This window comes from Arthrobacter sp. NPDC058288, assembly GCF_042880995.1.
Lineage (GTDB): Bacteria > Actinomycetota > Actinomycetes > Actinomycetales > Micrococcaceae > Arthrobacter.
Map to the genome: position 1 here is coordinate 559,302 of NZ_JBHVYH010000001.1, position 14,450 is coordinate 573,751.

Genomic DNA, 14,450 nt, shown 5'->3' on the forward strand with positions numbered 1-14,450 from the left:
CGGGAAAGGAAGAGAATAATGTCACGTATTGGACGTCTCCCCATCACCGTTCCTGCCGGCGTTGAGGTCAAGGTTGACGGCTCTGTCGTCAGCGTCAAGGGTTCCAAAGGCGAGCTGAGCCACACTGTGGCCAGCCCGATCGAGGTCACCCTGGAAGATGGCACCCTGACTGTCGCCCGCCCGAACGACGAGCGCGCCTCACGTTCGCTGCACGGCCTGACCCGCACCCTGATCGCCAACATGATCCAGGGTGTCACCGCAGGCTACGAGAAGAAGCTTGAGATTGTCGGTACCGGTTACCGCGTCCAGGCCAAGGGTTCTGACCTGGAGTTCGCTCTGGGCTACAGCCACCCGGTTAACGTCTCGGCACCGAACGGCATCACCTTTGCAGTAGAGACCCCGACCAAGCTCTCTGTTTCAGGTATCTCCAAGCAGCAGGTCGGCGAGGTTGCTGCCAACATTCGCAAGCTGCGGAAGCCGGACCCCTATAAGGGCAAGGGCATCCGCTACGCCGGCGAAGTCATCCGCCGCAAGGTCGGAAAGGCTGGTAAGTAACCATGGCCATCGCAATTAACAAGAAGCGTACGAACAAGAGCAAGTCTGCTTCACGCAGCCGTCGCCAGCTTCGTATCCGCAAGCGCATCTCCGGAACGGCTGTACGCCCTCGCCTGGTCGTCAACCGCTCCGCACGCCACGTATTCGTCCAGGTTGTCGACGACACCAAGGGCCTGACCGTAGCGAGCGCGTCCACGCTGGAAGCCGACCTTCGTGCATTCGACGGTGACAAGACCGCCAAGGCCAAGCGCGTTGGCGAACTGGTCGCCGAGCGTGCCAAGGCTGCCGGTATCGAAGCTGTTGTCTTCGACCGCGGTGGTAACAAGTACCACGGCCGGATCGCCGCCGTCGCTGACGGCGCACGTGAAGGTGGGCTGTCACTGTGACCGAAAATAACGAAAAGGACATTCAGGTGACTGAAGCTGTAGCTGCTCCGGCAACTGAGACCGCTGCGCCTGCTACCACTGACGACCGCCGTGGCGCTCGTCGTGGCGAGCGTGGCGACCGCGGCCAGGGCCGTGGCGACCGTGGTGGCCGTGGTGGCCGCGATGGTGGCCGCGAAGCCGAAAAGAGCCAGTTCGTAGAGCGCGTTGTAACCATCAACCGCGTTTCCAAGGTCGTCAAGGGTGGTCGTCGCTTCAGCTTCACCGCCCTCGTCGTTGTCGGTGACGGCAACGGTATGGTCGGCGTTGGCTACGGCAAGGCTAAGGAAGTTCCTGCCGCAATCGCAAAGGGCGTCGAAGAGGCCAAGAAGTCCTTCTTCCGCGTTCCGCGCATCGGCAGCACCATCCCGCACCGCGTTCAGGGTGAGGCCGCCGCCGGCGTCGTCATGCTGCGTCCGGCTTCCGCCGGTACCGGTGTTATCGCCGGTGGTCCGGTCCGTGCAGTACTGGAGTGCGTGGGTATCCACGACATCCTCTCCAAGTCGCTCGGTTCCTCCAACGCCATCAACATCGTTCACGCGACCGTTGATGCGCTGAAGCGCCTCGAAGAGCCGGCAGCAGTGGCAGCACGCCGCGGCCTGCCGCTCGATGAGATCGCTCCGGCCGCAATGGTGAAGGCGCTCATGAACCAGAAGGCAGGTGTCTGAGTCATGGCTAAGAACCTGATTCCCTCTGACGTTCAGTTGGAGATCACTCAGATCAAGTCCGCCATTGGCGGCAAGCAGAACCAGCGCGACACGCTGCGGTCCCTCGGCCTCAAGCGGATCGGACACACCGTTGTCCGCACCGCTGACGCCGTGACCGTGGGTATGCTCAACACGGTTCCGCACCTGGTAAAGGTAGAGGAGGCGAAGTAAATGGCAGAGAAGAACACCGCCGAAAAGGCACAGGGCGCCGCTGCTGAGAAGCAGAACGCACTGAAGGTTCACCACCTGCGTCCCGCCCCGGGTGCCAAGACCGCCAAGACCCGTGTTGGTCGTGGTGAAGGTTCCAAGGGTAAGACCGCTGGTCGCGGTACCAAGGGTACGAAGGCCCGCTACCAGATCAAGGCTGGCTTTGCCGGCGGCCAGCTGCCGCTGCACATGCGCCTGCCGAAGCTGCGCGGCTTCAAGAACCCGTTCCGGGTTGAGTACCAGGTTGTAAACCTGGACAAGCTCAACGAGCTGTTCCCGGAAGGTGGCGCAGTCACCGTGGAGAACCTGGTCGAAAAGGGTGCCGTTCGCAAGAACCAGCCCGTCAAGGTGCTGGGCACCGGCGACATCACCGTCAAGGTTGACGTCACCGTCCACGCATTCTCGGCCAGCGCCGCAGAAAAGATTGCAGCAGCAGGCGGCAGCACCACCGCCCTCTAATAGAGGACGGCGGGGCAGACGCCCGTTGTGAAGACTCCCGGTACGCGGGGCCCAGGCCCTGCGTACCGGGAGTTTTTTATCATTTGGGACCTCTCCGATTGTTCGCCGGGCGCATGAACCCGTTAGACTCGGTTGTTGGGTTTTATTGACCTATCTCACACGACTTTATTAACACAACAGGAGGACGCTTGCTTAGCGCATTTGGCCGGGCCTTTCGCACGCCTGATCTGCGACGCAAGTTGTTGTTCACGCTGGGAATCATCACAATCTTCCGCTTGGGTGCCTTTATCCCCTCGCCTGGTGTGAGCTACCAGAATGTCCAGCAATGCTTGCAGAACGGTCAGACCTCGGGCGGGATCTACCAGCTCGTCAACCTGTTCAGCGGCGGTGCATTGCTGCAGGTGTCCATCTTCGCGCTGGGCATCATGCCGTACATCACGGCCAGCATTATTGTGCAGCTGCTCCGGGTGGTCATTCCCCGGTTCCAGCAGCTCTACGAGGAAGGCGCATCGGGGCAGTCCAAGCTGACCCAGTACACGCGTTACCTGACGATTGCCCTGGGCCTGCTGAACGCCACGACGCTGGTGTCGCTGGCGCGTTCCGGCCAGTTGCTGCCCAACTGTCAGCTGGACATCATCCCTGACTCGAGCGTCATCACCACGATCCTTATCATCATCACCCTGACGGCCGGCACCGGCCTGATCATGTGGATGGGTGAGCTCGTGACGGAGAAGGGCGTGGGCAACGGCATGTCGCTGCTCATCTTCACCTCGATCGCGGCCGGGTTCCCGACCTCCCTGGGTGCCATCTGGAAGGCCCAGGGCCCTGGCACCTTCTTTATGGTCCTGGTCATCGGCCTGCTCACCGTCGCCCTTGTGGTCTTCGTGGAGCAGTCCCAGCGCAGGATTCCCGTGCAGTACGCCAAGCGCATGATCGGGCGGCGGACCGTGGGAGGCACCAGCACGTACATCCCCATCAAGGTGAACATGGCCGGCGTCGTGCCCGTCATCTTCGCGTCCTCGATGCTGTACCTGCCGGGCCTGATCTCGCAGTTCAACCAGCCCAAGCAGGGCGAACCGATGCAGCCCTGGGTTGAGTGGATCAACAACAACCTCACGAAGGGTGACCACCCTATCTACATGGCGCTTTATTTCGCCATGATTGTCTTCTTTACCTACTTCTATGTCGCAATCACTTTCAATCCTGAAGAGGTTTCCGACAACATGAAGAAGTACGGCGGCTTCATCCCGGGCATCCGGGCCGGTAAGCCGACGGCGGACTATCTGCAGTACGTCCTTTCCAGGATCACCCTGCCGGGCGCCCTCTACCTGGGCTTCGTGGCATTGATCCCGCTGGTCGCACTGGTCCTGATCAATGCCAACCAGAACTTCCCGTTCGGCGGCACCTCGATCCTGATCATGGTGGGCGTGGGTCTGGAAACGGTCAAGCAGATTGACGCGCAGCTACAACAACGTCACTACGAAGGGCTTTTGCGATGACGAGAATGCTGATTATTGGACCTCCGGGTTCGGGCAAGGGAACGCAGGCGGATCGGATCTCCGAGCGCCTCGGCGTCGTTGCGATCTCCACCGGCGATATCTTCCGCGCCAACGTCAAGGGTGAGACGCCGTTGGGCGTCGAGGCCAAGAAGTACATGGACGCCGGCGATTTCGTGCCGGACAGCGTCACCAACAAGATGGTGCGCGACCGCCTGAGCGAGGACGACGTCGAGAACGGCTTCCTCCTGGACGGTTACCCGCGCACCACCGCGCAGGTGGACTACCTCGATGAGATCCTGGCCAACGGTGAGCAGAAGCTGGACGTTGTCCTGCAGCTGACTGCCGATGACGAGGAACTTGTCCACCGGCTGCTCGGCCGTGCCAAGGAAACGGGCCGGAGCGACGACAACGAAGCCGTCATCCGCCACCGCCTGGATCTCTACCACGAGCAGACCGAGGCCGTTGTGGCCAAGTATGCCGAGCGCGGCATCCTGACCCAGGTTGACGGCATCGGCGGCATCGACGAGGTTACCGACCGCGTCATGCAGGCCATCAAGGCAGCGCAGGCAGCCTGATCCAGCCTTAGCCGCACACCGGGGCCGCCAAACCCGGCTTGCCTTCAGCGCCAGGAAGGGCGCGTCCCGTACCATCGTGTACGGGACGCGCCCTTCCTTGTTTGGGGATCAGGACCGGAGCCGGGGATCACCGGACGCATTGTCTGTGGGGAGATACTGCATGAACCAGACCCTTCCGGGGGCGGCGAGGATCGCCGGCCTCGAAGTCTATGTGCCGCCGGGACGGATGGGCACCGGGCAACTGGAAGAGCAGCTCGCTGCCGCCAGCCCCGGTTTCCGCGTCCCCACGGGCCTGATCGGCAGGCTGACCGGGATCCGGACACGGTCGGTGATGGCCGCGACAGAGCAGGCGTCCGACCTTGCGGCGGTAGCCGCCGCAAAACTGCTGGCAGATCGCGGACTCCAGGCCGCCGACGTCGACCTCCTCATCTTTGCCTCGGCGAGCCAGGACATGGTGGAACCCGCCACCGGCCACATGGTGGCCGCAAAGCTCGGCATGGGCTGCCCGGTGATGGACATCAAGAATGCCTGCAACAGCGTTCTTAACGGCCTGGAGGTGGCCGATGCGCTGATAGGCGCCGGCCGCTACCGGCGCGTGCTCCTGGTCAGCGGAGAGTCGCCCTCCCGGGCCGTGCGGTGGTCGGTTCCGGACCAGGAGACGTTCGCCGCAGCCTTTCCGGGTTACACCATGAGTGACGCAGGGTGCGCGCTGCTGCTGGAACCGGCAGACCCCGACGACGAGGCCGGGTCCCGCGTGCTGGGAACGGGCTTCACCGCCAAGAGCAGCCACTGGGCCGTGGGAACGCTCGCCACCGGCGGTTCGGTAGCTCCACGGGACCCCGAGGCGACGTACTTCAATATGGACGGTGAAAAACTCAAGGACGCGTTCCTGGATCTGGGGCGGGGCATCCTGGATGAGACCCTGGAGCGGCTTGGCCTCGAGTGGGCGGACTTCGCCGTCGTCTGTGTCCACCAGGTCAGTGCCTCGTACCGGGACATCTTTGCCCGCGGTGCCGGGGTGCCGCAGGACAAGCTCGTCAGGACCGTCGAAGAGTACGGCAACACGGCCTCGGTAAGCCTGCCCCTGCAGCTGAAGGTGGCCCAGGACCTGGGCCGGTGCGGCCCCGGTGACCTGGTGGCGCTGGTGGGTCTTGCCGGCGGGGTCAGCCTGGGCATCGCCGTGGTGCGCCTGTGACACCGCACGTACCCGGGAGCGAACCGCCGGTGCGGGCGCTGTGCATCGCTATGCCGGCCCTGAATGAGGAGAAGCTGATCCGCCAAGCGCTGCAGGCGCTGTCCGAGCAGGTGCACAAAGACTTCACTCTGGTGGTGGTGGACAACGGGTCCACGGACGCCACCCTGACAATCGTGGCTGACTTTGCAGGGCTGCACCCGGCAATGGACATCCGTCTGGTCCATGAGACGCAGAAGGGGACCGGCGCCGCTGCCGATACCGGCATGCGTTTCGGCGCCCTGAACGGCGCCCGCTGGCTGGCGCGCACGGACGCGGACTGTCTGCCGGCGCGGGACTGGACGCGGCGCATCATGGAGGCGTTCGACGACGGCCTGGAGATGATTGCCGGGCAGCTGAACCCCCGGTTGGACGAAGGTCTGGGCCGGGCAAGCCGCTGGCTGATGCTGCTGGCCGTGGAGGTCGCTTCGTTTTTTGGCCGCATCCGGCCGGGCAACAAGGGTGAGGGCTACCTGGGCCCCTACCAGATGCTGCCCGGCTGCAACATGGCCATCACCGCGGAACTGTACCTGCGGGCGGGCGGCTTTCCCCGTACCAGCATCGAGGAGCTCCACGAGGACCGTGCGCTTTCCAATCGCGTCCGAAAGCTGACGCGGTCATATGCCCTCCGACGGAACGTGGTGGTGTTCGGATCCTCCCGCCGGGTCCAGGCCTGGGGCCTGCCCAACACCCTCGCCTGGTACGCGGACCACCGGTTCCGCCCTGACCACGTTGACATCCGGTGAGCGCCATGGCCACCCAAGCCGGGGCCGCGGATGGCCCGGCCCTGTGGGAGCGGCGCTTGCACACTGCAGCACATCCTGTGGCCTATCCGCTGATCCGCGGGCTGGGGAAACTGACGCCTGTCGTGCGGCTGCCGGGCCTGGGGGTACTGGTCAGTGAGGCCTCGCTCGTCAGGGAGGTCCTGATGGATGCGAGCTATTCGAAGTCCGGAGCCAAGGCTTCCGGTGCGCTGTGGACACCCGTGGTGGGTTCTCGGGTCCTGCTGAACATGCATGGGGAGGAGCACTTGGAGCTGCGTCGTCGCCTCAACGGTCTGTTCACTCCCCGCGCCGTTGAGGCCATCGTCGCCCCGGCGGGTGAACGGCTCCGCGAACGGCTGGTTGCCGGGCTGCAGGACGGAGGCCCGGTGGAGTTTGTGGAACTGGTAAAGGAACTGTCCGGGGGAGTGATCAGCAGGCTACTGGGAGTCAGGGACGATGCGCCCGGACGCCTGCCGGACACCGAGCTCTTCAACCTGGGCACCTCCATCACCTCCTTGGTGCGGCTGGGCCGGCCACGCCTGACGCCGCCGCAGGTGGCAAAGGCGAGGACCGCCGTCGAACGTCTCGCCGGACCCGTGCGGAACGCGTACCGCAGCGACGACCCGTCCACCTTTCCCGGCCGCCTCCGGGCGCTGGGGCTCAGCGAGGACGAAGCCGTGGGAATTGTCAGCGCCTTTGTGATCGCCGGGACCGAAACCCTGGTGTCCTATGTACCGCGGCTCGCCGCAATGCTGTTCGACGACGGCAGGCTGCCCGGCCTGGCGGCTGACCGGCGTGGCCTCCCGGACGCCGTCAACGAGGGCTTGCGCTACACCGCACCATCGCCGATGATGCTCCGCGAGGCGACAGCGGCCGGGCGGCTCGGCGGCGTGCGGATCAGGCCGGGGGACCGCGTCCTCCTGTCCACCGTGCACGCCGTCAAGGGCCTGGGCGGTTTTGACCCGGGGACGCCCGTCCCGCCGGCGGCACGCCAGCTGTGGTTCGGGGCCGGTGCCCACTTCTGCATCGGCATGCCGCTGGCGATGGCCGAAATCAACTCCGCCATGACCGTGCTGCTGGACGAGTACGGCCGGCGCCCGTGGCGCATCAGGTCCCGCACCGTCAGCCGGAACGTGCTCATTCCGCACTACAAGTCCTTGGAGCTGACCTGTGCCGATTGACCCGCCGGACGACCTTATCGCTGCCGTCTACGATGCCGCCTCGAAGTACCCGGACCGTCCGGCCATTACGGCACCCGGCGGGCGCAGGGGCAGGCCGGGCAAGACCATCACATACCGGGAGCTTGTCGCGGGGATCGAATCCACCGCTGCGGGCCTGCGGCGTGAGGGTTTCGGCCCGGGGGAGCGCCTGTTGTTTTCGGTTCGGCCGGGTCCGGCCGCCTTCACGCTCGCGCTGGCGGCCGTCCGGGCAGGCGGGGCAATTGTGTTCATCGATCCCGGGATTGGGCCCGAACTATTCCGGAACAGGACGGCCCTGGCCTCGCCGCGATGGGCAGCGTCCGAGTCGCTGCTCTATGCGCTTAGCGCGCGCGGCCCGCTGCGGCCCCTTGCCCGGCGGCGCGGCCTCCTGCTTCCGGACTACGGGGCCATGAAGGTCCGGCACTTGCACTCCGGTCCGTGGCTTCCGGGCGTCCCGCTGAAGTCCACCAACATCCGCTCCCTGTCCCGCAGTGCAGCTCCCCGCAGCACTCGGGATGCCGACGCCGGCGCTCACGACGCCGACGCCGGCCGGCCGGGCGGGATGCCGGCTCCGAAGGCCGCCCCCGGGCAGGAAGCGGTCATTATCTTTACGTCCGGCACCACGGGGAATCCCAAAGGGGTGGTGCACAGCCGCGGGACCCTGGCAGCCGGATTTGGACAGCTGAGCACACACTGCACGTTCGCGGCCGGCGACCGCATCCACTCGGAACAGCTGATGATGGGCCTGCCGGCCCTGATCGCCGGCGCCCACTGGACCATGCCGGCGTACGGGTTGTCCGCTGCGATCGATCCGCTGCGGTTCGCGGCCGAGCTGGGATCCTCTCCCGGGCAGCAGGCGGCAACCCACGTGTTCCTGGTGCCCTCCCAGCTGGCGCCGATCCTTGACGCCGTGGAATCAGGACAACTGGTGTGGCCGGGCACCCTGAAAACGGTGATGCTGGGCGCCGCACCCGTCCTCGCCCCGTTCCTCGAGCGCGCTGCCGGGCTCCTGCCAGAGGTGCGCTTCCATTGCATCTACGGGATGACGGAAGTCTTGCCCATCGCCATCGCGGCCGGGCACGAAAAGCTGGACTTCGCTTCCGGACGCACCGCGGAGTTCCGGACCCCGGACGGCGCCGGCGAGGGCGACTACCTCGGCGAACCCCTGCCGGGCGTCCGAATCCGGGTGGCTGAGGACCATGAGCTCCTTGTCTCCGGACCGAACATGTGCCTGGGCTATCTAGGCGGGGGTGCCATGGATGAGCATGCCACCGGGGACCTGGTGAGGGTGGACCGCGGCCGGCTGGTTCTGCTGGGGCGCAAGAAGGACATGATCATCCGCGGCAAGACCAACATCTACCCCGGGCTATACGAGCCCGTCATTGCCGGCATCGACGGTGTTGGCCAGGCCGTGATGGTCGGCGTCCCGGACGGCCTCGGCGACGAAACGGTGTGGCTCGCCGTCGAACCGCAACACGGACGGAACCAGGAGGCGCTCCTGCAGACGCTGCGCCGGCAGCTGCCGAAACTCATCGACGAATCGGCACTTCCGGACCGGATAGAAATCATGTCCCGGTTGCCGGTTTCCGGCCGGCACCGCAAACCCGACCGGATTGCCTTACGCACACTTTTCGAAGACCCGGGGTCACGAGACAGGCCGCCGGAAGGGACATCGTGAGGATCGCCGTCACCGGCGCCAGCGGTTTCGTCGGCGGAGCTGTTGCTGAGGCTGCGGAGGAACGCGGCTGGCACGTGATCCGTTACGGCCGGCGCCTTCTCCCCGGACTCAGCGTGTGGGACCTCGGTTCCGGCGCGCTGTCCTCCCCGCCGGCGGTCGACGCCGTCGTCCATGCCGGCGCGCACGTGGCGGACTGGGGGCTGCCGCAGCTCTTCCACCGCGTCAATGTGCTCGGCACCGAAGCCGTCGCAGCGACGTTCCCACGTGTGAGGCTGGTCCACATTTCAAGCTCCAGCGTCTACCCGTGGTGGCAGCCGTGCGTGGACCGGCCGGAGGACCCGGTAGCAGGCCGGTACCTGAACGCTTACTCAAGTTCGAAAGCCCTGGCGGAGGCCGCGGCAGCGCGGCACGGCAACGCGCTGATCCTCCGGCCGCACGGCGTCTACGGTCCGGGCGACCGGACCCTGCTGCCGCGCCTGATCAGCAACGTGAGGCATGGACGGCTGCTGAGCGTCGGAGGCCCGGATGTCCGGCACCAGCTCACGTCCATCGGCAACCTTGCCCGGGCGGCGCTCGCGGCCTGCACCTCGGAGGCGACCGGACCCGTCAACGTCGCCGACCACCGGCCGGTGGCACTCGGCCAGGTCCTGCGCGAGGTACTGGACAATACCGGCCGGTCCGGCGTCGAACTCGCCTTCATCCCGGTGCGCGCGGCGATGACGCTGGCGGCGTCCCTCGAGGCGGTGGCAGGCGTGGCACGCAGGCCGCCGCGGCTCACCCGCTACGCCGTGAGCCAGCTCGGCTTCGAACGCACCTACTCCACGCGCCGCCTGCGGGAGGAACTTGGAGTCGTCCCTGTCCCGAGCAGCTTCGCAAGTGCGGGAGAATGGATCAGAGACCTGGGATGAATGCATCCCGCCAGCGAGACGAAGCACAGAGGTATACATGGCATTCGGACAGCCCCGGATTGAATACAAGACCAACGCCCAAATGCGCATCATGCATGAGGCCGGCCTGGTCCTGAGCCGCGCGCTGGACGCCGCCGTAGCCGCCGCAGTCCCCGGTACCACCACGGCCCAGCTGGACGCAGTCTTCCGCGCAGTCCTCGACGAGGCGGGGGCCAAGTCCAACTTCCTCGGCTACCACGGGTTCCCGGCCACGATCTGCACCTCGGTCAACGAGGAAGTGGTCCACGGCATCCCGGGCAGCCGTGTGCTTAACGACGGCGATATCATCTCGATCGACGGCGGCGCCATTGTGGACGGCTGGCACTCCGACTCCGCCCGCACGGTAATTGTGGGGACCCCCGACCCCGAAGACGTCCGGTTGTCCGAAGTCACCGAGGAAGCCATGTGGCGTGGCATTGCCGCACTGGCCACCGGAAAGTTCGTGGGAGACATCGGCTGCGCCGTGGACGATTACGTCTCCTCCGTCCCGGGTAAGCCGCTGGGCATCCTCGAGGATTACGTGGGCCACGGCATCGGCTCCGAAATGCACATGGCACCGGATGTGCTGAACTACCGGACCAGCCACCGCGGGCCCAAGATCCGCCCCGGACTGTGCCTGGCCATTGAGCCCATGCTGGTCCGCGGCAGCATTGACACGGCCGTCCTTGAGGACGACTGGACCGTCGTGACCACCGACGGCAAGCGCTCGTGCCAGTGGGAGCACTCCGTGGCCGTCCATGAAAAGGGCATCTGGGTTCTTTCCGCGCCCGACGGCGGTGCGGCGCGCCTTGCGCCGCTGGGCGTGGTTCCCGTCCCGATCCCGTAGCGACGCGCACATCCTCCTGCGACACAGAAAATCCCTGACGCACCCGGAATACCGGGTGCGTCAGGGATTTTGCGCGTCGCGGGACCGAAGGCGCGTCGTCAGCTCTTGAGCTTGGGCTTGACGTCCTTCGTGTAGATGCCCTCAAGCGTGGACTTCAGCGCCGTCATGGTGGCCTTGACGTCGCCCTGCTGGGTGAGGATTTTCGCCGCGGCCTTGGCCATTTCCTGGTCTGCGCCGGGCAGGAACACGCGGGCATTGTCCTGGACCCGGGTTACCGCCAGTTGGTCCATGGCCGTTTTGATCTGCGGCGTCTTGGCCAGCACCGAAGTCATGTCGGCGGACACACGGGTGGGCATGTAGCCCGTTGCCGCGGAGAATTCAGCGGTGCTTTCCGGTTCGGTCATGAACTTCAGGAAGGTACCCGCAGCCAGCTGCACTTCCTTGCTTACGCCGCTGGGAATGCCCAGTCCTGCACCGCCGGTGGGGCATACGCCGCTCTCCACCTTGGGGCCGCCCGGAAGGAAGCCCACGCCCACGTTGAACTTGGCGGACTTCAGCACGCCGAGCAGGGACCCGGTGGACGAGATGGTGGAGGACGTGATGCCGGCTGCGAAGTCGTCCGCCGCCTCCTTCGAGGAAACACCCGCCCAACCGTCCTTGTAGATGGAGTCCTGGGCCCATTGCAGTGCCTCCACCGATTCCTCCGAGTCGCAGTTGATGGTCCACTCGTTGGACCAGCTGCCGCCCCAGCCCCAGAGGTTGTTCTGCAGGGTCCAGCCGGCGTAGCCCGCCAGGGCCGGGTAGATGTAGGCGTACTGAGCGCCGGAGCTTGCCTTCAGCTTGGGCGCCCATTCGGCGAATTCCTGCCAGGTCTTCGGTGCCCGGTCAGGCAGGCCGGCAGCCTTGAAGTGGTCCTTGTTGTAGTAGAACAACGGCGTGGACCGGCCGTAGGGGAGGGCCCACTGCTTGTTGTCGTACTGGTAGTCGGCCACGAGGGACTTCTGGAAGTCGTCCACCTTGATGTCCAGCTGTTTCACCAGGCCGTCCAGCGGGATGATGTTGCCGTTGGTGAAGTAGCGGAACCACCAGACATCGGAAAGCACCACAACGCCGGGCAGTGCCTCCTTGGCCGCCTGTGAGGTCTGGAACTTTTGGGCGATTTCCTCATAATTGGCGCCGGCGGTGACCAGGTTCACCTTGATGTCCGGGAACTTGGCGTGGAACTTGGCGATGATGGATTTCTCCACGTCCTGGGACTTGCCCGGATGGCTGGTCCAGAAGTCGATGGAGGCGGCGGGCTTGACGCCGCTGAAGTCGATCTCGGCGGCTTCGCTCGCAGGCGTTGTTCCGCCGGTGGACGGGCCGCCGCACGCTGCCAGCGCAGCGGCACCGGCGCCTGCGCCGGCCAGCCCCAGGAAATGCCTGCGGTCAAGATTCATACCCATTGTGGATCCTCTCAAAGGTGATTGCTCGTGCTGACTCGTTGTACGGGTTGGGTGAGGGGTGGAGCCGGGATAGCTGTGGTGCGCAGGCCAGGTAACGCGGCGCTAACCGGTGACGCTGCCTTGGGTGAGGCCGGCCACGATGTAGCGCTGGAGGGCTGCGAACACCACCAGGATGGGGACGATCACCAGCACGGCGCCGGCCATGAGGATTCCCCAGCCGGACCCGTTCCCCTCGGAGTTCTGCAGCAGCGTCAGGCCCACGGGAAGGGTCATGGTTTCGGGGCGGTCCGTGATGATGAGCGGCCAGATGTAGTCGTTCCACTCGCTGACGACGGTGACGAGGGCAACAGTGGCGATCGAGGGAACCGACACCGGGACCACGATCCGCCAGAGCCTGCGCCAGTGGCCTGCGCCGTCGATCTCAGCGGATTCAAGGATGGAGGCAGGCAGTGTCATGAAGTGCTGCCGCAGCAGGAAGGTGCCGAAGGCGGTCCCAAGGCCCGGAAGGATGATCCCCCAGAGAGTGTTCTTGCCGCCCATCCCGGCGATGAGGATGTAGTTGGGCAGGATGGAAACCTGCGGCGGAACCATCAGGGCGACGAGGATCAGCACGAAGATGGCGTTCTTGAACGGGAAGCGCACAAAAACCAGGGCGTAGGCGGTGAGGATGGCCAGCAGCACTTTGACGGTGGCGCCCACCAGCGTGACGATGGTGCTGTTCAGGAAGAACTGCGCGAAGGGCACCGTTGTCATGGCAATGTTGTAGTTCTCCAGGTTCACGCTCTCCGGGAGGATCTTCAGGTCCATGGTGATGATCTCGCCGGGCTGCTTGAACGAGCTAAGGATCATCCAGAGCAGCGGCAGGAACACCACGAGGGTGGCCAGGATCAGCGGGATGTAGCCGCCGGCAATGGTCTGGACAATGTTGGCGCGGGACAGTGGCCGGTGCGTGCTCATGAGTAGTGCACCTTCCGTTCGACGAACCGCAGCTGGAGCACGGTGATGATGAGCAGGATGGCGAAGAGCACCACCGAGATGGATGCCGAGTATCCGGCCCGGTTGAAGGCACCGAATGCCTGGAGGTAGGCCTCGTAGATCAGCGTGCTGGTGCCGTTGCCCAGCGGCGTCATGATCCTGATCAGGTCAAAGGCCTGCAGCGAGCTCAGCATGGTGGTGATCAGCAGGAAGAAGGTGGTGGGGGAGAGCAGCGGAACGGACATGCTCAGGAAGCGCCGGAATCCGTTGGCACCGTCAAGGGATGCTGCCTCCATGACGTCCTGCGGGAGCGATTGCAGCCCCGCGAGGTACACCACCGCGCAGTAGCCCAGGTTCTTCCAGACGTACACGATGATCACCATGACCAGAGAGAGCTGCGGATCGTTGATCCACTGCGGACTCTGCTGGCCCAACCCGCGGAGGACCCACGCAAGGACCCCGTAGCCGGGATCAAAGATGAACAACCAGACCAGGCCCACGCCCACGCCGCTGAGCACATAGGGGGCGAAAACCGCGGAACGGGCGAAGGTGGTGCCGCGGACCTTGGAGTTCAGCGCGAGTGCGATCAGCAGTCCCAGCACCATGGAACCGCCGACGGTGACCACCGTGAAGATGGCCGTGGTGCCGAGCACCTTGGCGGCATCGGAACTGGTGAAGAACGTGACGTAGTTGTCCAGCCCCACCACGGTGGCGGACGCCGATCCCAGCGTCCAATCCAGGGTGGAGTAGTAGATGTTGTTGATGAGCGGGAGGTACGTGAAGACCCCGATCAGCACCAGGTTGGGCAGTGCGAGGGCCAGGAATACGAAGAAATCCCGGCGGGTCCTTCCGGACCATTTGGGCCGGCGCCGAAGGGCCGGACCGGCTTCCGCGACGGCGGACGGCCTGTCGGTAAGTTGTCTTGTCATGCGGTCTCTAACGGTTCCGGGCCCGCGGATGG

The 14,450-nt window shown here is 65.2% G+C and carries 16 protein-coding genes; 13 read left to right on the forward strand and 3 right to left on the reverse strand.

Annotated elements, in window-relative coordinates; translation table 11 throughout:
* The first annotated feature begins 18 nt into the window (after positions 1–18).
* The 13 genes from rplF (at position 19) to map (ending at position 11,069) form a co-directional block, all read left to right on the forward strand.
* Positions 19–555, forward strand: coding sequence for a 50S ribosomal protein L6 (gene rplF, locus ACFVWT_RS02605; RefSeq protein ID WP_028269576.1), 537 nt, complete (start codon positions 19–21; stop codon positions 553–555).
* A gap of 2 nt (positions 556–557) precedes the next feature.
* Positions 558–941: a 50S ribosomal protein L18 gene (gene rplR / locus ACFVWT_RS02610; protein WP_011692796.1), complete on the forward strand. Its 384-nt coding sequence runs from the start codon at positions 558–560 to the stop codon at positions 939–941.
* Positions 942–967: 26 nt separating this feature from the next.
* Positions 968–1,645 carry a 30S ribosomal protein S5 gene (rpsE, locus tag ACFVWT_RS02615; RefSeq protein ID WP_200891032.1) on the forward strand — a complete coding sequence of 226 codons (678 nt, stop codon included), beginning with the start codon at positions 968–970 and terminating at the stop codon, positions 1,643–1,645.
* Positions 1,646–1,648: 3 nt separating this feature from the next.
* Positions 1,649–1,855 (forward strand): 50S ribosomal protein L30, encoded by a 207-nt coding sequence (gene rpmD / locus ACFVWT_RS02620; protein ID WP_011692794.1) that lies wholly within the window; start codon positions 1,649–1,651, stop codon positions 1,853–1,855.
* A complete protein-coding gene (rplO, locus tag ACFVWT_RS02625) occupies positions 1,856–2,350 on the forward strand; it encodes a 50S ribosomal protein L15 (protein ID WP_011692793.1) in 495 nt (164 codons plus the stop codon).
* 188 nt (positions 2,351–2,538) lie between these two features.
* Positions 2,539–3,849 (forward strand): preprotein translocase subunit SecY, encoded by a 1,311-nt coding sequence (gene secY / locus ACFVWT_RS02630; RefSeq protein WP_390244951.1) that lies wholly within the window; start codon positions 2,539–2,541, stop codon positions 3,847–3,849.
* Positions 3,850–3,854: 5 nt separating this feature from the next.
* Positions 3,855–4,424 carry an adenylate kinase gene (locus ACFVWT_RS02635; protein ID WP_198011601.1) on the forward strand — a complete coding sequence of 190 codons (570 nt, stop codon included), beginning with the start codon at positions 3,855–3,857 and terminating at the stop codon, positions 4,422–4,424.
* 160 nt (positions 4,425–4,584) lie between these two features.
* Complete coding sequence (locus tag ACFVWT_RS02640; protein ID WP_390244953.1) at positions 4,585–5,619, forward strand: 3-oxoacyl-ACP synthase III family protein; 1,035 nt, start codon at positions 4,585–4,587, stop codon at positions 5,617–5,619.
* Positions 5,616–6,401 (forward strand): glycosyltransferase, encoded by a 786-nt coding sequence (locus ACFVWT_RS02645; RefSeq protein WP_390244955.1) that lies wholly within the window; start codon positions 5,616–5,618, stop codon positions 6,399–6,401. The genes ACFVWT_RS02640 and ACFVWT_RS02645 overlap by 4 nt, the downstream gene beginning before the upstream one ends.
* A 56-nt stretch (positions 6,402–6,457) precedes the next feature.
* Positions 6,458–7,600, forward strand: a complete 1,143-nt coding sequence (locus ACFVWT_RS02650) for a cytochrome P450 (RefSeq protein ID WP_390244957.1) — start codon at positions 6,458–6,460, stop codon at positions 7,598–7,600.
* A complete protein-coding gene (locus tag ACFVWT_RS02655) occupies positions 7,590–9,296 on the forward strand; it encodes a class I adenylate-forming enzyme family protein (protein WP_390244959.1) in 1,707 nt (568 codons plus the stop codon). The genes ACFVWT_RS02650 and ACFVWT_RS02655 overlap by 11 nt, the downstream gene beginning before the upstream one ends.
* Positions 9,293–10,204 carry an NAD-dependent epimerase/dehydratase family protein gene (locus ACFVWT_RS02660; RefSeq protein WP_390244961.1) on the forward strand — a complete coding sequence of 304 codons (912 nt, stop codon included), beginning with the start codon at positions 9,293–9,295 and terminating at the stop codon, positions 10,202–10,204. The genes ACFVWT_RS02655 and ACFVWT_RS02660 overlap by 4 nt, the downstream gene beginning before the upstream one ends.
* 37 nt (positions 10,205–10,241) lie before the next feature.
* Complete coding sequence (map, locus tag ACFVWT_RS02665; protein ID WP_390244963.1) at positions 10,242–11,069, forward strand: type I methionyl aminopeptidase; 828 nt, start codon at positions 10,242–10,244, stop codon at positions 11,067–11,069.
* Between the two features lie 98 nt (positions 11,070–11,167).
* Here the strand turns inward: map and ACFVWT_RS02670 are convergent, their stop codons facing one another.
* The 3 genes from ACFVWT_RS02670 to ACFVWT_RS02680 all read right to left on the reverse strand — a co-directional run bounded on the left by ACFVWT_RS02670 (position 11,168) and on the right by ACFVWT_RS02680 (position 14,418).
* The gene (locus ACFVWT_RS02670; protein WP_390244965.1) at positions 11,168–12,514 is read right to left on the reverse strand and encodes an ABC transporter substrate-binding protein; all 1,347 of its coding nucleotides are present in this window, start codon (positions 12,512–12,514) and stop codon (positions 11,168–11,170) included.
* 102 nt (positions 12,515–12,616) lie between these two features.
* The gene (locus tag ACFVWT_RS02675; protein WP_390244967.1) at positions 12,617–13,471 is read right to left on the reverse strand and encodes a carbohydrate ABC transporter permease; all 855 of its coding nucleotides are present in this window, start codon (positions 13,469–13,471) and stop codon (positions 12,617–12,619) included.
* Positions 13,468–14,418, reverse strand: coding sequence for a carbohydrate ABC transporter permease (locus ACFVWT_RS02680; protein ID WP_390244971.1), 951 nt, complete (start codon positions 14,416–14,418; stop codon positions 13,468–13,470). The genes ACFVWT_RS02675 and ACFVWT_RS02680 overlap by 4 nt, the downstream gene beginning before the upstream one ends.
* Positions 14,419–14,450: the final 32 nt, after the last annotated feature.

What these genes read in the sequence shown, in the direction of transcription:
- rplF (WP_028269576.1), top strand. Translation starts at nt 19, where the DNA reads ATGTCACGTATTGGACGTCTCCCCATCACCGTTCCTGCCGGCGTTGAG.
- rplR (WP_011692796.1), top strand. Translation starts at nt 558, where the DNA reads ATGGCCATCGCAATTAACAAGAAGCGTACGAACAAGAGCAAGTCTGCT.
- rpmD (WP_011692794.1), top strand. Translation starts at nt 1,649, where the DNA reads ATGGCTAAGAACCTGATTCCCTCTGACGTTCAGTTGGAGATCACTCAG.
- rplO (WP_011692793.1), top strand. Translation starts at nt 1,856, where the DNA reads ATGGCAGAGAAGAACACCGCCGAAAAGGCACAGGGCGCCGCTGCTGAG.
- ACFVWT_RS02635 (WP_198011601.1), top strand. Translation starts at nt 3,855, where the DNA reads ATGCTGATTATTGGACCTCCGGGTTCGGGCAAGGGAACGCAGGCGGAT.
- ACFVWT_RS02640 (WP_390244953.1), top strand. Translation starts at nt 4,585, where the DNA reads ATGAACCAGACCCTTCCGGGGGCGGCGAGGATCGCCGGCCTCGAAGTC.
- map (WP_390244963.1), top strand. Translation starts at nt 10,242, where the DNA reads ATGGCATTCGGACAGCCCCGGATTGAATACAAGACCAACGCCCAAATG.
- ACFVWT_RS02670 (WP_390244965.1), bottom strand. Translation starts at nt 12,514, where the DNA reads ATGGGTATGAATCTTGACCGCAGGCATTTCCTGGGGCTGGCCGGCGCA.
- ACFVWT_RS02675 (WP_390244967.1), bottom strand. Translation starts at nt 13,471, where the DNA reads ATGAGCACGCACCGGCCACTGTCCCGCGCCAACATTGTCCAGACCATT.
- ACFVWT_RS02680 (WP_390244971.1), bottom strand. Translation starts at nt 14,418, where the DNA reads ATGACAAGACAACTTACCGACAGGCCGTCCGCCGTCGCGGAAGCCGGT.